At 72.8% G+C, this 24,774-nt stretch carries 11 protein-coding genes; 9 read left to right on the plus strand and 2 right to left on the minus strand.

What is annotated here, in order from left to right; genetic code table 11:
* From ABZ951_RS14445 to ABZ951_RS14485, 9 genes are all read left to right on the plus strand, one after another.
* Positions 1-3,012: SDR family NAD(P)-dependent oxidoreductase (locus ABZ951_RS14445; protein WP_361279932.1), on the plus strand; the 3,012-nt coding region annotated here is incomplete at its 5' end.
* On the plus strand, positions 3,005-6,859 hold the full coding sequence (locus ABZ951_RS14450) for a beta-ketoacyl synthase N-terminal-like domain-containing protein (RefSeq protein ID WP_361279934.1): 3,855 nt from the start codon (positions 3,005-3,007) through the stop codon (positions 6,857-6,859). The genes ABZ951_RS14445 and ABZ951_RS14450, both read left to right, overlap by 8 nt.
* Before the next feature lie 34 nt (positions 6,860-6,893).
* Positions 6,894-7,922 carry a ketoacyl-ACP synthase III family protein gene (locus ABZ951_RS14455; RefSeq protein WP_344089475.1) on the plus strand — a complete coding sequence of 343 codons (1,029 nt, stop codon included), beginning with the start codon at positions 6,894-6,896 and terminating at the stop codon, positions 7,920-7,922.
* A 57-nt stretch (positions 7,923-7,979) separates the two neighbouring features.
* A complete protein-coding gene (locus ABZ951_RS14460; protein ID WP_344089476.1) occupies positions 7,980-9,629 on the plus strand; it encodes an AMP-binding protein in 1,650 nt (549 codons plus the stop codon).
* Complete coding sequence (locus ABZ951_RS14465; protein WP_344089477.1) at positions 9,626-9,907, plus strand: phosphopantetheine-binding protein; 282 nt, start codon at positions 9,626-9,628, stop codon at positions 9,905-9,907. Before ABZ951_RS14460 ends, ABZ951_RS14465 begins: the two co-directional genes overlap by 4 nt.
* Before the next feature lie 344 nt (positions 9,908-10,251).
* A complete protein-coding gene (locus ABZ951_RS14470) occupies positions 10,252-17,415 on the plus strand; it encodes an amino acid adenylation domain-containing protein (protein ID WP_344089478.1) in 7,164 nt (2,387 codons plus the stop codon).
* 4 nt (positions 17,416-17,419) lie between these two features.
* Positions 17,420-19,957, plus strand: a complete 2,538-nt coding sequence (locus ABZ951_RS14475; protein ID WP_344089479.1) for an FAD-dependent monooxygenase — start codon at positions 17,420-17,422, stop codon at positions 19,955-19,957.
* Positions 19,958-20,020: 63 nt separating this feature from the next.
* On the plus strand, positions 20,021-20,899 hold the full coding sequence (locus ABZ951_RS14480; protein ID WP_344089480.1) for an SDR family oxidoreductase: 879 nt from the start codon (positions 20,021-20,023) through the stop codon (positions 20,897-20,899).
* A 403-nt stretch (positions 20,900-21,302) separates the two neighbouring features.
* Positions 21,303-22,604 carry a cytochrome P450 gene (locus ABZ951_RS14485; protein WP_344089481.1) on the plus strand — a complete coding sequence of 434 codons (1,302 nt, stop codon included), beginning with the start codon at positions 21,303-21,305 and terminating at the stop codon, positions 22,602-22,604.
* Positions 22,605-22,720: 116 nt separating this feature from the next.
* On the opposite strand, the gene ABZ951_RS14490 is transcribed toward ABZ951_RS14485, so the two are convergent.
* Positions 22,721-22,882 (minus strand): hypothetical protein, encoded by a 162-nt coding sequence (locus tag ABZ951_RS14490; protein WP_344089482.1) that lies wholly within the window; start codon positions 22,880-22,882, stop codon positions 22,721-22,723.
* Positions 22,883-23,206: 324 nt separating this feature from the next.
* Positions 23,207-24,535: a phosphatase PAP2 family protein gene (locus tag ABZ951_RS14495; RefSeq protein WP_344089483.1), complete on the minus strand. Its 1,329-nt coding sequence runs from the start codon at positions 24,533-24,535 to the stop codon at positions 23,207-23,209.
* Positions 24,536-24,774 lie beyond the last annotated feature (239 nt).

The following is a 24,774-nucleotide window of genomic DNA, read 5'->3' on the forward strand; positions in this document are numbered from 1 at the left end:
CTGCGCTGGATCGACATCAGCGACCGCCACCGCGTCAGCATCATCTGGGCCCCCAACTTCGCCTTCGGCCTCGTCGCCGAACAAGCCCACCGCATGACCGACCGCACCTGGGACCTCACCCCCGTCCGCCTGGCCATGAACGCCGGCGAAGTCGTCGTCGCCGCCACCGCACGCCGCTTCCTCGAAGCCCTCAAACCCTTCGGACTCCCCCAGAACGTCATGCACCCCTGCTGGGGCATGTCCGAAACCAGCTCCGTCGTCACCGACACCATCCTGCCCGCCCACGCACCCGACGGCGAAGAACTCTTCGTCAGCTGCGGCAAGCCCTACCCCGGCTTCGCCATGCGCGTCGTCGACGACCACGACACCCTCGTCGCCGAAGGCACCGTCGGCCGCCTCCAGGTCCGCGGCACCACCGTCACCGGCGGCTACCACGACAACGACAAAGCCAACGCCGAATCCTTCACCCCCGACGGCTGGTTCGAGACCGGCGACCTCGCCTTCCTCCGCAACGGCGAGATGTACATCACCGGCCGCGCCAAAGACGTCATCATCGTCAACGGCGTCAACCACTACAGCCACGAAATCGAATCCTGCGCCGAAGAACTCCCCTACGCCGTCCGCAGCTTCACCGCCGCCGTAGCCGTCCGCACCGACCCCACCGCCAGCACGGACGAGCTCGCCCTGTTCTTCCACCCCGAGCCCGGCCACGACCTCACCCAGGCCCTGCGCGCCATCCGCGGCAAAATCACCCGCGAGATCGGCGTCAGCCCCGCCTTCCTCGTCCCCGTCGAAGCCGCCACCATCCCCAAAACCGAAATCGGCAAAATCCAGCGCACCCAGCTCCGCAAACGCTTCGAAGCCGGCGAATTCGACACACAGGTACAACAGTCGGAAATCCTCCTCGGCACCGCCGCCACCGTCCCCGACTGGTTCCTGCACCCCGTGTGGCAGCGCGCCGAGTCCCCTCACCGGCCGGTGGAGCCCGCGCGGCACACCCTGATCCTGGCCGGGTGCGGCGCCCTGGCCGTGGACGTGGCCGACGCGGTGGCCGACGGGCTCCGGCGCCGGGGGGCGTTGGCGACGGTCGTCACCGCAGGCGAGGGGTACGACCGCCTGGACGCGGGCCGCTACCGCGTCCGCACCGACGCGGTCGAGGACTACGACCGGCTCCTCGCGGGCCTGGCGGCCGACGGCCGCCCGGTGGACGCCGTACTGCACCTGGGCGCCTTCACGGCCCGCCACCGCGACCGGCAGCCCGACTCCGTGGCGGCGCTGCTCACCGCACAGCGGGACAGCGCGGACAGCCTGCTGTGCCTGGCGCGGGCGCTGACCACGGCGCGTCCCCGCGACCACCGGGTCCGTCTGCACCTGGTGACCCGCCAGGACCAGGAGGTGCTGCCGCAGGACCACGGCTTCTACGGCCACGCGGCCGCGGGCGGGCTGCTGAAGAGCCTGTCGGAGGAACTGCCGTGGCTCAGCGCCTGCTGGGTCGATGTCCCGGCCGGAGACCTCGCGCAGACCGCCCGGCTGATCCTCGCCGAAGCGTCCGTGCCGATCACCGAGGCCGAGGTCGCCCACCGGGCGGGGCGGCGCTGGGTGCGCCGGCTGGCGCCCTTGCCGCAGCCGCTGCCGCAGACCGCGCCCGTCACCGGCGAGGGGTTCCACCTCATCAGCGGCGGCCTCGGCGGTGTCGCCGTGCGCCTCGCCGAGCACCTGCTCAAGACACCCGGCACCCGGCTGCTGCTCGTGGGCCGCACCGAGCTGCCCGAGGAGCACACCTGGGACGCTCACCTCGCCGCGGGCGGGGAGAACGCCCGGCGGATCGCGGCGTACCGCACGCTGCGCGAGCGGGGCGACGTCCGGTACGCCGCCGCCGACGTCACCGATGCCGCGCAGGTGCGCGCGGCGGTCGACAAGGCCGCCGCGGAGTGGTCGGCCCCGCTGGCCGGGGTGCTGCACCTCGCCGGGGAGTTCGGCCAGCGGGCCGCGTCGGAGTACGGCGTGGAGGAGTGGCGCGCCGCGCTGGCCGCGAAGGTCACCGGCGGCTGGGTCCTGCACCGGCTGGCCCTGGCACACTCGGCGACGTCGTTCCTCTCGTTCTCCTCGGTCAACGGCTACTTCGGCGGCTCCATGAGCGGCGCCTACTCCGCCGCCAACGCCTTCCTCGACGCCCTGGCCGTGCACCAGCGCCGGCACTGCGGCCTCGACGCGCGCAGCGTGGCGTGGAGCATGTGGGAGGAGCTGGGTATGAGCCGCGGGTTCGGGCTCAAGGAGCTGACGGAAGCCCGTGGTTACCGGGTCCTGGACGAGTCCGCGGCCCTGCGCTCCTTCGGCCTGGCCCGGTCCCTGGACCTCCCGCACGTGCTCGTCGGGGTGGACCGCGGCGCGCCCTGGGTGCGCGGCCATGTGCGCGCCCCGGCGCGTGCGGTGCACCGGCTGGTGGCCGAGGTGGCCTTCCGGCAGGGTGCCGATGTCGGTGAGGTGTACCAGGGCGCCGTCGGCGCGGCCCGGAGCGCGGGCGCCGCCGACCGCTGGGTGCTGCGGGCGGCGGGGTCGTCGCCTGGGAGTGCGGGGCCAGCGGCGGCGGCTGCCGCTGCCGGGCCGGTCGCCCCGGACGCGGCCCGGCAGCGGGCGCTGCGGGAGCAGGTGTCGGCGATCTGGTGCCAGGTGCTGGAGCGGGACCAGGTGGGGGCCGGGGAGAACTTCTTCGACCTCGGCGGCAACTCCCTGTTGCTGGTCAAGGCCCAGGCCGCGGTCAACCGGCAGCTCGGCTGCGACCTGAGCGTGGTGGATCTGTTCCGCCACCCCACGGTCGAGGCGCTGTCCCGTCACCTGGCCGACAGCGGGCGCGTGCCGGCCGCGGAGCGCACCCCTGCGCCCGAGCGCCCCGGGGCCGCCGGCCCCGCGCCGGACAGCGCCCTGGAACGGGCCCGGCAGCAGGCACAGCGCCGTCGCGCGGCCCGTCAGCAGGCCGCCCAGCAGAGCAAGAGGAACCAGCACGATGGATGAGACAGAGCAGAGCGGCTACGCGCTCGACAACGACATCGCGGTCGTCGCCATGGCCGCCCGTTTCCCCGGCGCCGACACGGTGGAGGAGTTCTGGGAGAACCTCGCCGCCGGCCGGGAGTCGATCCGGCCCGTCACCGACGAGGAGTTCCTCGCCGCCGGAGGCGATCCGGCCGAACTGGAGGACCCGGACCTGGTGCGGATGGCCTCGGCCGTCGAGGGCATCGACCGGTTCGACTCCGGCTTCTTCGGCTACAGCCCCGCCGAGGCCGCGCTCATCGACCCCCAGCAGCGGCTTCTCCTGGAGTGCGCCTACCACGCCCTGGAGGCGGCGGGCCTCGCGGACGGCCACGACGGGCGGACGGTAGGGGTGTACGCGGGTGCCGGGGACAGCCGGTACTACACCGCGCACGTGTATCCCAGCCTCGCCGGGGAGCGCTCGCCGATGGCGCTGATCCACGCCGCGTCGGCCAACTCGCTCGGCGCCCTGGCCACCCGGATCTCCTACGAGCTGGGGCTCACCGGCCCCAGCCTGTCGGTGCAGACGGCCTGCTCGACCGGTCTCGTCGCCATCCACACCGCCTGCCAGGACCTGCTGAGCCACGCGTGCGACGTCGCCCTGGCCGCCGCGGCCTCGCTGAGCCCGTCCCCGAAACTGGGCTACCGGTACGTCCCGGACGGCACGTTCTCCCCGGACGGGCACTGCCGGGCCTTCGACGCGGACGCCGCGGGCACCATCTCCGGCGACGGCGTCGGCACGGTGGTCCTCAAGCGCCTGGCGGACGCGGTGGCCGACGGCGACCGGATCCGGGCCGTCATCAAGGGCTCGGCCATCAACAACGACGGCCGCCGCAAGGTGGGGTTCAACGCCCCGAGCATCGAGGGCCAGGCCGAGGCGATCATCACCGCCCAGGCGGAGGCCGGCATCGACGCGGACTCCCTCGGCTACGTCGAGGCGCACGGCACGGCCACCCGCATCGGCGACCCCATCGAGGTGGCGGCGCTCACCCAGGCCGTCAGGGAGAGCACCGACCGCAAGCAGTTCTGCGCCCTCGGGTCGGTGAAGACCAACATCGGCCACCTCGGCGCCGCCGCCGGGATAGCCGGCTTCATCAAGACCGTCCTGGCGCTGGAGCACCGGCAGATCCCGCCGAGCCTCCACTTCGAGAACCCCAATCCGCTGATCGACTTCGCGGCGAGCCCCTTCCGGGTGCCCACCACCCTGGAGGAGTGGCCGGCCGGCTCGACCCCGCGCCGCGCCGCCGTCAGCGCCTTCGGCCTCGGCGGCACCAACGCGCACGTCATCCTCGAAGAGGCCCCCGAGGCCCACCGGTGGCAGCCGCCCGCGCCGCGGGAAGTCTCCGGTGACGAGGCGCCGTGGCAGACACTGACCGTGTCCGCCCGGACGCCCGGAGCCCTGCGCGGTCAGCGGGAGCTGCTGGCACGGCACCTGGAGGCCCACCCCCGGCTGGACCTCGCCGCGGTCGCCCACGCCTTGCGCACCGACCGCCCCGCGCTGCGGCACCGCTCCGCGGTGGTCGCCACGAGTGCCGCGGACGCCGCGGAACTGCTGCGCGCGCCACTGCCCGTAGGCTCCGCGCCGACCGCCGGTGAGGCACCGGCCGTGGCCTTCCTGCTGCCCGGCGGCGGAACCCAGTACGCCGGCATGGGCGCGCAGTTGTACGCCACGGACCCGGACTACCGCGACGCCGTCGACACCTGCGCCCGTATCCTGCGGCCCGTCCTGGGCCACGACCTGCGCACCGCCCTGTACGCACGTCCCGGCCTGGGCGACGTGGACGGCTTCCTGAGCCTGGTCGTCACCGAGTACGCGCTGGCCACGATGCTGATGCGCCGCGGGGTGCGGCCGGACGCGCTCATCGGGCACTCGCTCGGCGAGTACACCGCCGCGTGCCTGGCCGGAGTGATCTCGCTGGAGGAGATGCTGCCGCTGGTCGCCGAGCGGCTGCGGCTGATCGTCTCGGCCGGTGGCAGCACCCTCGGCGTGGCGCTCGGTGAGGGGGAGCTGCGGGAGTACCTGACGGACGGCCTGTCGCTGACGGCGGTCAACGGGCCGGAGTCCTGTGCCGTCGCCGGCCGGGACGAGGCGGTCGACGCGCTGGAACAGCGCCTGCGCGCGAAGGGGATCTGGCACCGGCGCCTGACGATGTCGGCGGCGGCCCACTCCGCCGTCCTGGACCCCGTCCTCGGCGACTTCGCCGAAGCGCTGCGCGGCGTGACCCTGAGTTTCCCTCAGATCCCCTACGTCACCAACGTCACCGGCACCTGGGTCACCGGCGAGCAGGCCACCAGCCACCGGCACTGGATCGACCACACCCGCAACACCGTGCGGTTCGCCGACGGCGTGGCCCGGCTGTGGGAGCGCGGCCGGCCGCTGCTGGTCGAGGTCGGCCCGGGCGACTCCCTCACCAAGCTGGCCCGGGGCGTCCTGGCCGGCGAGACGCCCGCCACCGTGCTGACCATGCGGCACGCCAAGGCCGAGCGGCCGGACACCCAGCTGGCCGCCGAGGCCCTCGCCCGCCTCTGGGAGGCCGGGGTCCCCGTCGACCTCGCGCCCCGCGGCGCCACGGCACCGCCCCGTCGCGGCGTACCGCTGCCCGGCTACGCCTTCGAGCGCCACCGTCACTGGATCCCGGCCCCCACCGCACGGCCCCGGCCGCACACCGGAATCGAGGATGAGCGGGAGTCCACCGAGCACCCGGCGGAGGCCGGGGCCGCGCCGCAGGCCCCCGCCCGCGCACCGCGACCGCACCTGGCGACCGCGTACACCGCCCCGCGCACCGACGACGAACGCGCGGTCGCCGAGCAGTGGCAGCAGGCCCTGGGCATCGACCGGATCGGGATCCACGACAATTTCTTCGACCTGGGCGGCGACTCGATGCGCGCCGTCCTGCTGGCCGCGCGGCTGAGTTCGGCCTCCCTCCTGGAGACACCGGCCGCCGCGATCCTGGCCCGTCCCACCATCGCGGGCCTGCTGGACCGGTCGGGCCGCGAAGCCGCCGGCCAGGAGGCTTTCGCCCCGGTGCTGCCGCTGCGCGCCGAGGGGGACCGGACGCCCCTGTTCTGCGTCCACCCGGGCGGCGGTACCGCCTGGCGCTACGCCGGTCTGCTGGCGCACCTGGGCGGGCGCCAGCCGGTGTACGGCATCCAGGCCCACGGGCTGGACGGCCTGCGGTCGCCGGCCGCCGACGGCAAGGAGATGGTCGAGTCCTATCTCGCGCACCTGCGCGGCATCCAGCCCCGGGGCCCCTACCGGATCCTCGGCTGGTCCTTCGGCGGCACCGTGGCCCACTCGATGGCCACCGCGCTGCAGCGCCAGGGCGAGCAGGTCGAGCTGCTGGTGATGATGGACGCCCCGCTGGCCCACCAGTACGTCCAGAGCCCGGAGGAGACCGAGGCCCAGGTCGCCGCCCTGCTGCTGAACATCGCCGATGTGCGTCCCGCGGACGGCGGCGCCCCGCGGGACGTCGCGGTGGCCCTGGACCTGATCGGCCGAGCGGGTGCGGGGGCGGCCGTGACGGCCGAGGAGGCGGCGGTGTTCGCCCGGATCATCCGCAACAACATCCGCGTCGGGCTCGGCCTGAGCACCGAGGTGTTCCGCGGTGACGTGCTGTTCTTCAGCGCCACCGGCTCCCCCGCCGCCTCCCCGGCGCGGGGGTCCGAGGGCCCGCTGCCCACGCCGGTGACGGGCGACGCCTGGCGCCCGTACGTCACCGGCGCCTTCGAGGACCACCCCGTGCCCTGCGGCCACCACGAGATGACCGAGCCCGAGCACCTCGCTCGCATAGCCGAGGTGCTGACGGCCGCCCTGCGGCAGCTCGACCACTGACGGAACACCACACTCACCGAGAGAGAGCACACCGATGCGGTTCGACAACCTCTACCTCGCGGGCGTGGCCAGCTGGCTCCCCGAGCGCATGGACACCGAACAGGCGGTGAAGGAGGGCCTGATGGACGCGGCCGTCCGTGAGGTCTCCGGCATCGAGGCGGTCCCCGTCGCGGGGACCGTCCCGGCACCGGACATGGCGGTCACGGCGGCGCGGGAGGCGATCCGCCGGTCCGGCCACGGCCCGGAGGACTTCGCCGCGCTGTACCACAGCAATTCGCACTTCCAGGGTCCGGACGGCTGGTCCCCGCAGCACTACGTCCTGCGCAAGGCCCTGGACCGGCCGATCTCCGCCGTGGAGGTGCGCCAGGGCTGCCTTGGCATGCTGACGAGCCTGGAGCTGGCCGCGCACCGGCTGGCCTGTGACCGCTCGCGCCCCGCCGTCCTGCTGACCGGCGCCGACAACTTCGGGACACCGCTGGCCGACCGGTGGAAGGACGCCGGGCTGTTCCTGCTGGCCGACGGCGCGGCCGCCGCGGTCGTCTCCGCGCGGGGAGGGTTCGCCCGGCTGCTGGCCTCCGCCTCGCTGTCGGATCCGCAGATGGAGGAGCTGAACCGGGGCGGCGAGGTGCTCTTCCCGCCGCCGATGACGGTGGGCCGCCCGCTCGACCTGGAGGGGCGCCGCCAGTACTGGCGCGAGCAGTGGGCCGCCGGCACGGTGCCGCCCATGGGCGACCTCGGCCGGCTCGTCGGGGACGTCGCCTCGCGCGCGCTCGCGGAAGCCGGGCTGACCATGGAGGAGATCGACCGCGTCGTCCACATGGGGTTCTCCAGGATTCCGCTGTGGGACACCTTCCTCGCGCCGCTGGACATCGACGAGGAGCGCGGCATCTGGGACTTCGCCCGCCGCACCGGCCACGTGGGCACCGCCGACTTCGTCGCCGGACTCGAACACCTCTGCGCCACGGAGCAGTTGGTCGAGGGGGACCACGTGATGCTCATCGGTGCCGCCCCGGGCGCGGAGGTCTGCTGCGTCATCGCGCAGATCGTCCACCCGATGCCCTGACCGCCCCTCCCCCTGCCCTGCCCACCACACTTCCGCCCATCCCACAGGAGAGACACCGTGCTCGACGGCTGCATCCCACCCGACGTCCACCGAGCGGCCGCGTACCGCGAGAAGGGGTACTGGCGGGGTGAGAACCTCTCCGCCCTGCTGCGCACCTGGGCCGGCCGGCACGACTGTGCCACCGCGCTGGTCGACGGAGAGCGGCGGCTGACCTACCGTGCCCTCGACGCGTGGGTCGACCGGCTCGCGGCGGGCTTCCACCGGCACGGTCTGGAGGCGGGCGACCGGGTGGTCGTGCAGCTCCCGAACGTCGCGGAGTTCCCCGCCGTCGCCTTCGCCCTCTTCCGGATCGGCGTCGTCCCCGTCTTCACCCTGGCCTCGCACCGGGTCAACGAGATCCGCCACCTGTGCGAGCTCTCGGGGGCGCGGGCCTACGTCCTGCCCGACCGGCACCACGGCTTCGACCACCTGGAGCTGGCGCTGCGGGTGAAGGGCGAAGTCGCCTCGCTGGAGCACCTGTTCGTCGTCGGTGACGTACCGGAAGGCGTCGAGGCCATACCTCTGCGGGAGGTGGACGCCGAGCCCCGGCCGTTCCCCGAGCCGGACCCTTCCGAGGTGGCCTTCTTCCTGCTGTCCGGCGGCACCACCGCACTGCCCAAGCTCATCCCGCGCACCCACGACGGCTACGCGCACCAGACGCGCACGGCGGTGAGCTTCTGCGGGATCACCCACGAGGACGTCTATCTGGCGGCGCTGCCGATGGGGTTCAACTTCACGTGGGGCAGCCCCGGTGTGGTCGGCACCTTCCGGGCCGGCGGCACGGTGGTCCTCGCCGAGGGGCCCACCGCCGACGACTGCTTCCGGCTGATCCAGGAGGAAGGCGTCACGTTCACCTCGATCGTGCCGACGGTGGCGCAGCTCTGGCTGGAGACGGCCGAGTGGTCGCCCTACCGGCTGACGACCTTGCGCTCGGTCCAGGTCGGCGGAGCCCCGCTCACCGCGGAGCTCGCCTCGCGCATCGGCCCCGGCCTGGGGTGCCGCCTCCAGCAGGTGTTCGGCACCTCCGAGGGGCTCCTCTCCCTCACCCACGACGACGACCCGCTGGAGGTGGTGGAGCGCACGCAGGGCCGCCCGATCTCACCGGGCGACGAGATACGGATCGTCGACGAGGACGGCGCGGCCCTCCCCGCGGACGCCACCGGCGAGCTGATCACCAGGGGTCCGTACACCCTGCACGGCTACTACCGGGCCGAGGAGTACAACCGGGTCGCCTTCACCGAGGACGGCTTCTTCCGCACCGGTGACCTCGCCCGGATCACTCCCGAGGGGCACTTGGTGATCGAGGGGCGGATCAAGGACGTCATCGTCCGGGGCGGCGACAAGATCTCGCCCGGGGAACTGGAGAGCCACCTCCTCACCCACCCGGCGGTCGCCCGCGTCGCGGTCGTCGGCGTACCGGACGAGTACCACGGCGAGCGGGTGTGCGCGTTCGTCGTCCCGGACGGCGAGCCGCCGGCCCTCAACGACCTGCGGCAGGCGCTGCAGGCGCGCGGGCTGGCCGACTACAAGCTGCCCGACCGGGTCGAGATCATCGACGCTCTTCCCCTCACCGGCCTCGGCAAGGTCGACAAGAAGCGCCTCGCGGCCGGCGGCGTCACGCCGCGGCCGGCGGCCTCCGCACAGCCGCTGCAAGGAGAACGCCGATGACCGCCGGACTGCCGGCCGAGGACGGGCCGGTTCTCCCCGCTCTGGCCCACCTCGTCGCGGGATATCTCAACACCGCGCCGGAGGCCCTGCCCGCCGACGCCAACCTCGTGCACCTGGGGCTCGGTTCCCTGGAGGTCATGCGGCTGGTCGGGCGGCTGCGCAAGGCCAAGATCCCCGCCGAGGTCCGTGACCTGGCGGCGCAGCCGACCTTGGCGCAGTGGACCCGGTACCTTCTCGGCCTGTCCCCGGCCGAGGACATCGCGGCGAGCCTGAGCTGACGCACGCGACCGGCCGCCGGGGCACCGGCGGCCGGTCGCCTTCCGTTCGACGGTCATGGCTCCGTGCCGCACACGTTTTCTCCAATTCCCGCCAGTTTTCGGACGCACGGCTCCGCTGAGAGAGGGCGATCAGAGCGGCATTGCCGACATACCGCCCTTCTCGGTGCCTTCCCGCGGCGTCGCGGCAGGGCCCTTCGCTATCACGGCGTTATTGGCCGGTTATTTCCTTGCTTTACCCGGCGGCACTCCGGCGCGACCGAACGCTTGTTCCCGACTGGGCATGATGTCGATCAAGGAAGGGGCCGCCGCTGACAGGCGGCGGCCCACCGTGGAAGGCAGAGCATGTGACCAGTCAAGTACAGCGCCCTCTGACCGCCTACCAGCAGGATGTCTGGGCCTCGGCCTCTCAGGCCCCGCACTCGCCGCAGTTCAACTGCGTCCTCCACGAGCGTCTGCGGGGCACCGTCGACCACGACGCGCTCGCGGCCTGTGTCGAGGACGCGTTAGCCCGTCATGACACGTTCCGGCTGCGGTTCGAGGAGCACGCGGGAACTCCCGTGCAGTGGGCCGAGCCCGACGGAGTCCGGGTCGCCCGCGTCGATCTCACCGGGGAGCCCGACCCGCAGCAGGCGTGCGCCGCGTGGATGCGGCGTTCCCTGGCCGTGCCCCTGCCGCTCGCCGGCGGTCCTCTCGTCGAAGCGACGCTGCTGGTCGAGGGCCCCGGCGTCACCCACTTGCATGTCAAGGCCCACCACGTCATCGCCGACGGCTGGAGCCTGCACCGGCTGAGCGCCGAGGTCCTCGACGACTACGCGCGGACCGTGGCCGGCGAGAAGCCCGCCGCCCGCACCTCGCCGTCCTTACTCGCGTTCGTCGAGGAGGAGGCCGCCTACCGCTCCGGGGCGGACGCCGAGCGCGACCGCGCCTTCCACCGGGAGCGGCTCGCGGGGGTGGCACCCGCCCTGTTCACCCGCACGGCGGCCGGGGCCGGGCGCGGCCGCCACTCGTTCACCATCGAGGGCGCCCTCGTCGACAAGGTGCGCGCCGCAGGGTTCTCACCGTTCACCTACATCGCCGCCATGTTCGGCACGTACCTGACGCGTCTGCACCGCGGCGAGGAGGTCGTGCTCGGCGTCCCCTTCCTGAACCGGCCGGGCGCGTGGCGTGACGTTCTCGGCCAGTTCGCCAATACGCTGCCGCTGCGCATACCGGCGGCCGGCGGGCGGACGGTCCGGGAGTTGGTCGCCTGCACCCAGGAGGCGACGCGGGCGCTCCAGCCGCATCAGCGGCTCTCCCTCGGTGACGTCCTGCGGGAACTGCCCCCTTCCGCCGAAGGCCCCCGCCGGCTGTTCGACGTGACGCTCTCCTACATGCACTGGCCCCAGCAGGCCCGGGTTCCCGGGATCGAGCGCCGTACGGCCCTGATGGCCCCCTCGCACGACGAGGACGCCCTGGGCGTCGTGGTGTCCGCCTTCGAGGGCACCGCCGACCTCCACGTCGACCTGGACTACGCCCGCGACGTCTTCGACGAGGACCTGCCCGTCGAGTCGGTCGCCCGGCACCTGTCGACGCTCCTCCTCAACGGGGTGGAGATGATGGACCGGCCCGTCGCGGACGTGCCGGTGCTGACGGCCGCCGAGTACGAGGACCTCACCGCGGTACGCGCCCGCGGCCCGCGCGTCCCCTATCGGGACGACGCCACCCTGCACGGCCTGTTCGAGGCGCAGGCCGCCCGGCACCCCGGCCGGACCGCGGTCACCGGAGCCGCCGGGGAGACGCTGACGTACGCCGAGCTGAACGAGCGGGCCGACCGGGTCGCCCGGGCCCTGCGCGCCGAGGGGGTCGGCCCGGACGACCGGGTCGCGGTAATGATGGAGCGTGGACCCCACCTCGTGGTGGCGCTCCTGGGCACGCTGAAGGCCGGTGGCGCCTATGTGCCGGTGGACCGCGGCTACCCGGCCGAGCGCGTGCGGTTCCTGCTGGAGGACAGCCGCGCCAAGGTGGTGATCGTGGACGGCGGCGACCCCGTCGACGGGGTCGCCGAGGGCACGGCGGTGCGGCACGTCGAGGACCTGCTGCGCGCGGACGGCGGCCCGCTCGAACCGCTCGCCACCTCCCACGACCTGGCCTACGTCATCTACACCTCCGGCTCGACCGGCCGCCCCAAGGGCGTGATGGTCGAGCACCACAGTGTGGTCAACCGCCTCGCGTGGATGCAGGGCCGCTATCCGCTGGGCGCGCGTGACGTCCTGCTGCAGAAGACGCCGGTCTCCTTCGACGTCTCGGTGTGGGAGCTGTTCTGGTGGGCGGTCGAGGGCGCGAGCGTGGCACTGCTGCCGCCCGGCGGCCAGCAGGACCCCCGGGAGATCCTGCGGACCGTCCGCGAACAGCGGGTCAGCGCGGCGCACTTCGTCCCCTCGATGCTGGGCCCGTTCCTCGACCTGCTCCAGCGGTCGCCGCAGGCCCGTGAAGGGCTGGACTCGCTGCGGTACGTCTTCTGCAGCGGCGAGGCCCTGCCAGCCGCGCGGGTCGCGCAGTTCCACCGCGTGTTCGGCGCGGAGTCCGCGGTGCGGCTGGTGAACCTGTACGGCCCGACCGAGGCGACGGTCGATGTCTCGTTCTACGACTGTCCCCGCGAAGAGAACGTCACCCGGATACCCATCGGCCGGCCGATCGACAACACCAGCCTGTACGTCCTGGACAACTCCGGCCGGCCGCAGCCGGTGGGGGTGCCCGGTGAGCTGTGCATCGGCGGCGTCGGTGTGGCCCGCGGGTATCTGGACCGGCCGGAGCTGACCACCGAGAAGTTCCTCCCGGACCCGTTCGTGACCGGCGGCCGGATGTACCGCACCGGCGACCTCGCCCGCTGGCTGGCGGACGGCACGCTGGAGTACCTCGGGCGCATCGACGGCCAGGTGAAGATCCGCGGCAACCGCGTGGAACTCGGTGAGGTGGCCGCCGCCCTGCGCGCGGTGCCGGGCGTCCGGGACGCCCTCGCCGTGGCCCGCGTCACCGACACCCGTGACACCCACCTCGTCGGCTACTACGTAGCCGACGACGCCGTCGATCCGGAGGCGCTGCGGGAGCGGCTGGCCCGGGCCCTGCCGGTGTTCATGGTCCCCGCCTACTTCGTGCGCCTCGACAGCGTGCCGCTGACGCCCAACGGCAAGGCCGACCACCGCGCACTGCCCGCCCCCCAGGAGGCCGCGCGCCCGGCCGCCGGACGGCGGCCCCGCAACCGCACCGAGGCCGTCCTCGCCGAGGTCTGGGCCCGCGTGCTGGGCGTGGCCGGTGTCGGCATCGACGACGACTACTTCGCGCTCGGCGGGGACTCCATCCTGATGCTCAAGGTGCGGGCCGAGGCGGAACGGCGGGGCGTGCGCTTCTCGCTCACCGACCTGGTCCGCAACCCCACGGTGGCCGCTCTCGCCGTCCGCGCCTCGGACGGGGCGACGGCGGGTGAGGAGGCCCCGGCGCCGTTCGCCCTCATATCCACGGTGGACCGGGCCCGCCTGGAAGGCGCGGAGGACGCCTGGCCGCTCACCCGGCTCCAGCTCGGCCTGCTCTACCACAGCCGCCGGCACGAGACCTCGGCCATGTACAAGGACGTCTTCCTGTACCGCCTGGACATGCCGTGGGACGAGGAGCGGTTCCGCCGGGCGTTCGCCCGGCTGGTGGCCCGGCACCCGGCGCTGCGCTCCGGTTTCGACCTGGCAGGCTTCTCCGAGCCGCTGCAGATCGTCCGCCCCCGGGTGGAGGGCGGCCTGGACATCGCCGACCTTCGCTCCCTCGACGGCGCCGCGGCCGACGCGGAGATCCGCGCGCACATCGAAGAACGGCGCCACCACGCCTACGTCTTCGAGCGGGCGCCGCTGTACCTCGCCCGGGCACACGTGCGGCCGGACGCCGTCGAGCTGGTCCTCAGCTTCCATCACGCGCTCCTCGACGGCGGCAGCGTGGCCACCCTCCTCCAAGAGCTCCTCCAGGACTACGCGCACGACCTCGGGCTGGGCATCGGCCCCGTCGACACCACGGCACTGCCGTCACCGGCGGCACACGTGCGGGAGGAGCGGGCCGCCCTGGGGTCCGCGGAGACGCGGCGCTACTGGACGGAGCAGCTGGCCGGCTGCGAGCCCTTGCAGATCGAGGCGTTCCGGCCGCACCTGCCGCCCGCCACGCCGAAGCCGGCCGCACACCGGGTCGACCTGCCCGGCGACCTGGTCGCCCGGCTGCGGGCGTTCACCGCCGAGCACGGCCTGCCGGTGAAGTCCGTGCTCTTCGCGGCGCACTGCCTGACGCTGACCGCCTTCGCCGGCACCCGGGACGTGACCACCGGGCTCGTCACCCACGGCCGCCCGGAGCTCGCCCACGCCGAACGCGTCGCCGGGCTCTTCCTCAACACCGTGCCGCTGCGTCTGGACACCGGGCGGGCCAGCCGGCTGGACGTGGTGCGCGAGGCGTTCCGGCAGGAACAGGACGGGCACGCCCACCGCCGCTATCCGCTGAGCGCCGTCCAGGAGGACCACGGCGGCCCGGTCCTGGACACGGCCTTCAACTACGTGCACTTCCACCAGCTCGCCGAGGTCCTGGCCGTGCCCGGCGTGCGCCTGCTGGACTTCCGCACCTGGGAGGAGACCAACTTCCGGCTCCTGGTGAACGCGGTCACCGACCCCGACGGCGGGCGGGTGTGGCTGCGGATCGACGGTGACGGCGAGACGTTCTGCGCCGAGCGGACCCGACGCTACGCGCACGCCTTCCAGGAGATCCTGCGGAAGCTGCTGGACGAGCCGCACGCGGAGCCCGACACCGCCTTCCTCGCCGGCCGGCCCGTCCTCGCGGAGCCCGTGGCGCGCCCCACCGTCGTCGAACTCTTCGCCCGGCAGGCCGCCCGCACCCCGGAGGCGACCGCCCTGGCGATGCGCGAGGAGCGGTGGAGCTACGCGCGGCTGAACGAGGCCGCCGGCCAGGTGGCCGCAAGGCTGCGCGCGCTCGGCGCCCCGCCCGGGGCCCGGATCGCCATCGCGATGGACCGCTCCCCGCGGATGGTCGCCGTGCTGCTGGGCGTCGTGCGCGCCGGGTGCGCGGTGGTGCCGCTGGACGTCGGGTACCCCGCCGGGCGGCTGGCCGCGATGCTGGAGCAGGCCCGGCCCTTCCAGGTCGTCTGTGACGCTCCCTACGCCCACCTCGCCGGGGACCCGTCGCCGGCGCTGCCGGCCGCGTCCCTGACGGAGGGCCCGGCAGGGCCGGTCGCGGACGCCGCGGCAGTCGGCCCCGACAGCGCCGCCTACGTCCTGTTCACCTCCGGCTCCACCGGCCGGCCCAAGGGCGTGACGATGCCGCACCGCTCCCTGGCCTCCCTGGTGGCCTGGCAGAACGCGGCCGCGAGCGGCGCCGTGGGCGGGGGAACCCTGCAGTACGCGCCGCTGAGCTTCGACGTGTCCTTCCAGGAGATCTTCTCCACCCTGTGCTCCGGCGGCACGCTGCACCTGGTGGGCGACGCCGAGCGGCGCGACATGCCCGCGTTGCTGCGGCTGATCGACCGCGAGGGCATCGAGCGGGTCTTCCTCCCCTACGTCGCGCTCCAGCAGCTGGCCGAGACCGCGGACGCGCTGGGCATCGTCCCCCGCGCGCTGCGGGTGCTGGTCTCCTCCGGCGAACAGCTGCGCGTCACCCGGGAGATCCGCCGGCTGTGCGCCGCCCTGCCCGGCGTCGTCCTGGAGAACCAGTACGGGCCGACCGAAACGCACGTCGCCACCGCCTTCACCATGACCGGGGACCCGGAAGGCTTCCCCGCGCTGCCGCCGATCGGCCGCGCCGTCGACGGCGCCGAGGCACACGTGCTCGACGAGCGGATGCGCCCGGTGCCCGCCGGAGCCCGCGGAACGCTCTACCTCGGCGGCGCCTGCCTGGCCCAGGGCTACGAGGGACGCCCCGATCTGACCAAGGAGCGCTTCGTCCCGCACCCCTTCGGCGGCGCGGACCAGCGGCTCTACGACACCGGCGACCTCGGCCTGGTGCTGCCCGACGGGACGATCGCCTACGCCGGCCGGGCCGATTCCCAGGTCAAGGTGCGCGGTTTCCGCGTCGAGCCCGCGGAGGTGGAGCTGGCCCTCACCGACCTCACCGGGCGATACCCGCGGCTGCTCGACGCCGCGGTCGTGGCCCGGCGGCGCGACGACGGCGACTCCTTCCTGGCGGCCTTCCTCGCCGGCGACGGCACAGCCGCCGATCTGGCCGGCATCCGCGAGCAGTTGCGCAGCGCACTGCCCGACCACATGGTGCCCGCGCATCTGCAATGGGTGACGTCCCTGCCCCTGACCCCCAGCGGAAAGCGCGACGACGCCGCGCTGCGCCGGGCGCCGCTCGCCACCGCCGACGCCGCCGACCGCGGTGCCGGGCCGCGCGACGCCTATGAGCACGCGCTCGCCGAGATGCTCGCGGACCTCCTGGGGCTGCCCGCCGTCGGGGTGCACGACAGCCTCTTCGACCTGGGGGGCACCTCCCTGACGGCCATGCGGCTGGTGGTCCGCATCGAGCAGCGCTACGGCGTGAACATCCCGCTGTCCGGTTTCATCGCCGCGCCGACCGTCGCCGCCCTCGCGGCCCGGCTGCGGGCGGGCGACGCGGTGGCCACGTACGACCCCGTGGTCCCGATCCGCCCGGAGGGAACGCGCCCGCCGCTGTTCATGGTCCACCCCATGGGCGGCAACGTGCTCTGCTACGTGCCCTTCTCCCGCCACCTCCCCGACGACCAGCCGCTGTACGCCCTCCAGGCGGCCGGCGCGGATCCGGGCACCACGCCCCTGGGCACGGTCGAGGACATCGCGGCGGCTTACGTCACCGCACTGCGCGGGGTGCAGCCGCACGGCCCGTACGCCGTCGGCGGCTGGTCCTTCGGCGGCTTCGTCGCCTTCGAGATCGCCCGGCAGCTGCGAGCGGCGGGCGAGGAGGTGTCCCGGCTGATCCTCCTGGACACCACCGCGCTCGACCCGGGGGCGCGCGCCCGGCACGACGACGAGGCGCTGCTGCGGTGGTTCTTCTGGGAGCTGCTCCTGCTGGAGCGCGGCGGCGACTCCCTGATGGAGGCCATACCGGACGAACTGGTCTCCCTGGACGAGAAGTTCGCGTTCATCGCCCGGCTGGCGAGCGACGCAGGCGTCCTGCCCGCCGGCAGTTCGGGAGCCGTCATCCGCCGGCTCTTCGGCGTCTACCGCGCCAACTGGCAGGCGACGCTGGACTACCGGCCGGGCGTCCAGGAGCAGGACCTGACCCTGGTCCGCGCCCTCCAGCCGCTCCCGGACGTCCTCACCGCCATGCACGGCGCCGCCGGAAGCCGCCACGAGGACCGCACCAACGGCTGGAGCGACATGACCAGCGGCCGGCTCCACGTCGTCGACGTGCCCGGTGACCATCTCACCATCATGGAGGAACCGTACGTGGAGCACGTGGCGAAGACCGTCGTGGAACTGCTGGGCGCCGGCCCGGCCCCTTCCGCAGAAGGGAAGTGACGCCATGACGGAACGAGGCACCACCAAGGCCCTCGTCATCGGCGCCGGCATCGGCGGCCTGGCCTGTGCCGCCGCCCTCCGGCGGGTCGGCGTCGAGGTCGAGGTGTACGAGCGCGCCACCGAGCTCCGCGCGGCGGGGTCCGGCCTGTCGGTGATGAGCAACGCGGTCAGCGCGCTGGCCACGCTCGGCATCGACCTCGGCCTGGAGAAGCGCGGCCGGACCGCGGAGTCCTTCCTGGTCATGGACCACCTCGGGGAGGAGATACGGGACGTGCCCTTCAAGGAGGTCTGCGAGAAAGCGGGCGCGCCCAGCGTCTGCCTGAGCCGCTCCGCCCTCCAGGAGGCCCTGCTCGACGCGACCGCCGGCATACCGGTCCACCTCGGCGCGCGGGCCACCGGCTTCGAGGCCGACGGCGAGGGCGTCACCGTCCGCTTCGAGGACGGGCGTTCGGCCCGCGGCGACCTCCTCATCGGCGCCGACGGCTTCCACTCGGCCGTACGCTCCCACCTCGTCGGCCCCGAGGAGTCCGCGGACAGCGGCTACGTCTGCTGGCTCGGCCTCGTCCCCTTCGACCACCCGGTGCTCACCCCCGGGGCGGTGCGCCACTACTGGGGCAGCGGACAGCGCTTCGGCCTCATCGACATCGGCCACGGCCGCTTCTACTGGTGGGGCACCAAGAACATGCCCACCACCCGCTCCCACGCCTGGGACGGCACCAAGGACGAGATCACCCGGGCGTACGCGGGCTGGGCCGACGAGGTGCGCGCGGTGATCGAGGCCACCCCGCCGCAGGACATCCTCGCCGTACCCTCCCGCGACCGCGCCTTCCTGGAACGGTGGGGAGAGGGGCCCGTCACCCTCCTCGGTGACGCCGCCCACCCCATGCTGACCACCCTCGGGCAGGGCTCGGCCATGGCCATCGAGGACGCCGTCGTCCTGGCCCACACCCTCGCCGAACCGGGGGCGCGCGAGGACCTGCCGCTCGCCCTGCGCACCTACGAGGACCGCCGCCGCGACCGCACCCGGGCCATGGTCGCCGCCTCCCGGTACATGAGCGACCTCGAACAGGCCGACACCCCGGCCCTGCGGAAGGTCCGCGACGACTACTTCCGGCTCACGCCCCGCGAAGAGCTCGCCCGGCAGAACGAGGAGGCCCTGACCTTCCCCGGAGTCCCCGGCCCCGAACCGCGCGTGCGGCGCCCGCTCAGCCCGCTGGAACGCTGGTACTGGACGGCCGACCGGACGTCACCGCTGTCCGGCATCGTCCGCGCCCGCGTCCACGGCCCCCTGCCGGTGCCGCTGCTGCGCGGCGCCCTGGACGCCCTCCAGGCCCGGCACCCCCTGCTGCGCGTCACGATCACCGGTGACGAGGACGGGGCGGAGCCCGCCTTCCGGCCGGTGGGCGGCCGGCCGATCCCCCTGCGCCACGTCGTCGTGGCACCGCAGGACCCCGAAGCCGGCACCCGGTGGGAGCACGAGGTCAACGCCCACGAGCTCGCCGAGCGCGTCGACCGGCGCGCCGGGCCGCTCGTGCGCGCCGTCGTCATCACCCGGGAAGCGGGCCCCGGGGACCCGGAGGACGTCCACGACCTGCTGCTCACCGCCTCGCACTGCGTCGCCGACGGCATGACGTGCCTGTCACTGATGAGGGAGTGGATCGAACTCGCCGCCCGGCTGGGCGACGGCCACGTGCTCCCCCGCACGTCGAATCGGGCGCTGCCCGCCACAGAGGACCTGCTCCCCCTCCGCCACCGGGGCGCCGCGGGCGCCGCCGCCCTCACCGCCCTGATGGAGCGGGACCAGGAGGAGGCCGCGCGGCTGCGGCCCCGGCGGATCGTTCCCAGCAGCCCGGTGCCCTTCGGGGAGCGGCGGACCCGGATGGTGCACCGCTCCCTCACCGCCGGGCAGCTCCAGTTGCTGACCGGCGCCTGCAAGCGGCACGGGGTGACGGTGCACGGCGCCCTCGCCGCCGCCATGGTGACCGCCGTGGCCCGGGAGGCGGGCACCTCGGAGCCCGCGTACTTCTCGATCGGGTCCCCGGTGGACTTCCGCCGCGAACTGGATCCCGCCGTCTCCCCCGGCGAGGCGGGCAGCTACGCGGCCACACTGCCCTCCCGCGTCCTCTACCGGCCCGGCACACCGCTGTGGCCCATGGCCGAGGCCGTCGGCCGGGACCTGACGGAGCGCCGGGAGCGCGAGGAACACCTGTCCATGATCAACCTGCTGGGCCGGGCGGGGCCGAACTCCTCCTCCGACAGCGAACCCTTCATGCGCTACATGGACGAACACGGGCCGATCAACCTGTGCCTGTCCAACCTCGGCCGCTACGACTTCCCCGACCGGGTGGGCCCGTGGCGCGTGTCCGGCGCCCAGCTCGTCGCCGGCATCTCCGTGACGGGCGCCCTCGTGGCCACCGCCAACACCAGCCACGGCCAACTCGCATGGAACTTCAGCCACGTCGACGGCATGGTCCCCGCCGCCCGCGCGCAGCACATCGCCGACGAAGCCGTCCGCACGGTGCTGGCCGCCGTCGGCGACTGACCGCCGCCGGCCGAGACCGGCACACCCTGGCAGCACCTCGCGAAAGAGAAATGGAGAAAGCAGTTGATCCGACGGTCCAAGCCCACCCCTCCGGCCGGACGCGCCGTCGTCCTCACCGGTGCCTCGTCCGGGCTCGGCAGGGAGTGCGCCCTCCAGCTGGAACGGCGGGGTTTCCGTGTCTTCGCCGGCGTCCGCAAGGCGGAGGACGGCGAGAAGCTGCGCGCCGACGCCTCCTGCAAGCGGCTGCGTCCGGTGCTCCTGGACGTGACCGACGAGGAATCCGTCCGGGCGGCGAGGGCCGAGGTGCTCGACGCGGTCGGCGAGCGGGGCGTGTGGGGGCTCGTGAACAACGCCGGTACGTGTGTGTCGGCACCGCTGGAGTGTGTGCCGCCCGAGCGGCTGCTGCAACAGCTGCACACCAACGTCGTGGGCGCGTTCGCCGTCACCCAGGCGTTCGCACCGGACCTGCGCCGCACGCACGGACGGGTCGTCAACGTCTCCTCGGGCCTGGGCGCCCTCGCCATGCCCTACCTCGGCGCGTACGCGACGGGCCAGTTCGCGAAGGAGGGCCTGAGCGACGCCTTCCGCCGGGAGCTGCGCCCCTTCGGCGTCTCGGTCTCGGTCGTGCGGCCCGGCGCGATCGCGACCCCGATCTGGGACAAGGTGCGGGAGACCGGCGAGGACCTGCTGGAAGGGGCGCCCCGCGAGGTCGCCGACCTCTACCGCTCCTCGTTCGCGCGCTTCCTGCGGATGAACGAGGAGCGGGCGCAGGCGAGCGGCACCCGGCCGGAGGACTTCGCACGCGCCGTCTTCCGGGCGCTGACCGCCGCCCGGCCCAGGGCCCGTTACCACGTGGGGCCCGACGCCCGTGCGGCCGCGGCGCTGTCGCGGCTGCTGCCGGACGCCGTGCTGGACCGCGCCTTCGCCAAGGTCACCGTGTGACGGTGGCCGCCGCGGGCGCTCGCCGCCTCGGAGCATGAGCCCGCCCGCCGAAGAACGTATATGCGGTGCGGGGCCTGTCTAGTGGTGTGCGTATTTTTCCGAGTACGCACACCCGGCATGCCAGGTGGGGCGGCACGGAGTGCGTCCATAGAGGTGCGGTAAGTGACCAAGCGGGGCCCTGAGCGCGTTCCTCGTGCGACCCCCGGCGTGACCACTCCGCGTCAAGGGGCCGCGCGCACAGGAACCGGCAGTCCCCGTCCGCCATGGACGCGGTGGGAGTCTGGAGGGCGACGGCTGAAGCGTCAACTACCGTCGCACAGCGGCTGATTGGGTGCGTGCGGGCACCCGCCGGTTCGGCGGTGCTCACCAGCGCGGCGGAGGCGAACGAAGGAGAGGTCCGACCATGCCGGATTCCATCACACCGCTGACCGGGACGGATGCCGGGACAGATGCCGGGGCCGAGGCGTCAGGTTGCCCCCTGCTCTCCTCGGAATCGGTCGCCGCCACTTTCCTCTCACACGGCTCGCCCGACCTGTACCCGATGCTCAAGAGCCTGCGGGACGAGGCACCGGTGTTCTACAGCGACGACCTGCGCATGTGGATCGTGTCCCGGTACGACGACGTGACCCGGGTCCTCAAGAACTCGGCGCTCTTCCCGGCGTCCACCCGCTCCATCATCATGTCGAGCTATCCCCCGGAGGTCCGTGACGTCCTCCGCGCCACCAGCACGTTCACCGCGCCCAATATGGGATTCGACGGACCGCCGGCGCACGACCGCCTGCGCAAACCGGTCGTGCCGTACTTCTCCGCCAAGGGCGTGCAGCGTCTTGAGCCCCGCATCGAGCGAATAGCAGATCTGCGGGCCGGCGAGATCCCCTCCGCGCCCCCTGTGGACCTCGTCGAGGCGTACGCGCGCCCGCTGGCGAACACCGTGGTCATCGAGCTGGCCGGGCTGCCCGCCGACGACTACGACCGCATCGTCCGCTACCACCGGGCGGTCGACGCGTTCTTCTTCGGTCAGCCTCCCGCCCCTCTTCAGCTCGGCTACGCGAAGGACGTCCAGGAGTGGGAGGAGTACCTCGCCCGCATCATTCGTCTCCGCACCCGTGCGCCTCAGGACGACCTCATCAGCCTGCTCGCGCACAAGGCGGCGAGGGGAGAGGCCGACTACACCGAGGAGGAGCTGATCAGCCTCATCAGCTTCGACATCATCACCGCAGGGTTCCGGCCGACCAGCTTCGCGCTGGTCAATCTGTGCAAGGAGTTGCTGGAAGAGCCTCGCCTCTGGCGAACCCTGCGGGAGGATCCCGGCCGCTTCGACGGACTGTTCAGCGAGACACTCCGGCGCTCCGGACCGGCCCTGGGAGTGTTCCGGATGACAGCGGCCGAGGCGGAAGTGGGCGGTGTCCGCATCCCGGCGGGTGCCGTCCTGTGGGTGCTGACGGCCTCGGCGAACCGTGACGAGAGGCACTTCCCGGAGCCCGACTCCCACCACCCGCACCGCCCGCACCTGGCCGGCAGCCTGCACTTCTCCCACGGACTGCACTACTGCCTCGGCGCCAACCTCGCCCGGACCGTGATCCAGGCCGGCATCACCGCGCTCATGCGCCACCGGCCGGACCTGCGCCTGGTCCCGGACCAGGCGCGGCCGTACGAGCCGAGCATCAATGTCGTCGCGCCCGCGAGGCTCTTGGTCGAATGGTGAGCCGGGCCGCCGGTGAAGCGTCCGACGCCCTGCTGGGCCGCCGGGCAGCCCGCGGACCTTTCCTGCCCCGGCCTGCCCCGGCCTACCCCGCACGGCCGGCCGTGCGGGGCAAGCGGTCAGCGCGGTACGGCGCCCGCGTCGACGACCTCGGCGTTCAGGGCGCACCAGGCGGTCGATGTACCACCCGAAGGGGCACGGTTTCCGAATTTCTTGTACATGTACCCGTTGGGCTTGTGACAGATGACGTAACTGGTGAACGCGCTTCCGTAGCACGTCATCGACGCGCCATGATGCCCGGTGCCACCTCGCTCGTACCGCCACGCGTCGCAGGTCAAGGCGGCGGTTCGGCTCGCTGCGGAAGCCGGCGCCCCGGCGCCGGCGACCCCGGCACCCGCGATGACGAGAGACGCGCTGACGGCCAGCAGGCTTGCACGGTGGTGCGTTTTCATGTGTCCCCCTGTCGATGTCGCGTCTGACTACCCACGGGAGGCCACGCTAGCGGGGTGTCCGACACCCCACAGCAGGCAAGCGGAACTTGGCCGGGATCCGTGCAGTGGCCAAGATCCTCAGCGCGTCCGCCCGGAGGTATGCGGTGAGCCGAATCACACCAGTTCCGGTTGCAGTTCAGGTTGCCGCACCGGTGCGGCCTTGGGTTCCCACAGTTTGGTGGTCCGTACGTAGCCGTAGATCACCGAAGCCATGGCCAGCAGGAGCAGCGGTCCGAACAGCCACGGATGCCTGGCCATCTCCATCGGCAGGTAGCGGTAGGACAGCAAGAGCGCGGTGAATACCGTCGCACCATAGGCGACCAACTGAATTCCCGACCGGTCCCAGCCGCGTTCGAGCGAGCGCAGCGCCGCCTCGATCGTGAGCGTGAATACCACGCCGGCAATGATGTCCGAGCCGTAGTGGTAGCCGAATCCCAGCGTCGCACCGAGGGTGGCTATCAGCCAGAAAGTGCCCGCGTACCGCAGAACGCGCGGGCCCTTTCGGGAGTGAATGAAGATCGCGGTAGCCCACGCCGTGTGCAGGCTCGGCATGCAGTTGCGGGGGGTGATCTCGTCGAACGGCATCTGCAGTGGGGTGGTGATCGGCGGCGCCGAGTTCGGCCACAGGTCGGCCACCGCCCAGTGCCCGCCGTCGGCACCGTAGGCGAAGATCGGGCCGACCACCGGGAAGATCATGTAGATGCCCGGCCCGAGGAGGCCGATCACCAGGAACGTGCGCACCAGATGGTGGCGGGGGAAGCGGCGCTCGGCCGCCACGTTGCGCAGCTGGTACAGCGCGACGGCGACCGCGGCCACCGCGAGCTGAATGTAGACCCAGTCGAGAAGATGGGTGCCGACCGGGCCGGTGGCCTCGACCATGCGGCCCACCAGCCACGACGGGTTGCCCAGCGCGTGATCGGCGGTCGCCACGTACTGGTCGAGCACCGTCGGGCGGGTCTTGGACGTGATGAGCAGCCAGGTGTCACCGGTTTTACGGCCGGCCACCAGCAGCAGGCCCAGCCCGACGCCCTTCAGCAGCAGGACGCGTTCCTTGCCGGTGCGGCGCGTGACCGCGATGACCGCGCAGCCGAGGATCACCCACAGCGCGCCGTTGCCGAACATCATCTTGGCGTCGACCGCCCACCGGACCAGGAAGAAGACGATGTCGATGCCGACGGCGACACCGGTTGCGATAAACCGTTGCCGCCAGGTGAGCACCACCATCATCAACGCCATGCTGGCGTACAACAGCGGCCCCGACTTGGGGGCGAATATCACCTCTTTCGCCTGATTGGTCATCGGCCCCGGAAGGCCGTAGTGACGCGCGGCGATTTCCAGCACGATGAGGAATACGAGGGCCACCACACTCGCCGTGGCCCACAGGATCGCCCGTGGCTTGCGCCACTCGGCGACATTAATACTGCTGTCTATTCGCGAAAGCACCCGTGAAGCTTTAGATATCAATTGCTTGGCCGATTTGTTAGTTTTTGAGTAAAAAAATCACTCTTCGTGCCGGATGACATGATTTCCGGTGAAGCGACGGGCGATGGGGCCGCTCGCCATGAGTTCGGTCATGCTATCGAAGCGGTGCGGGTGGGTTTCGCTGGTCACGGGTGACGCGAAGGACGGCTGGTCGCGTACTTGACGGTCCTGCGGCCTTCCTCCACAAAGGAACATCCGTT

This window comes from Streptomyces sp. NPDC046215 (genome assembly GCF_040646215.1).
In the GTDB taxonomy this organism is placed as follows: domain Bacteria; phylum Actinomycetota; class Actinomycetes; order Streptomycetales; family Streptomycetaceae; genus Streptomyces; species Streptomyces stramineus.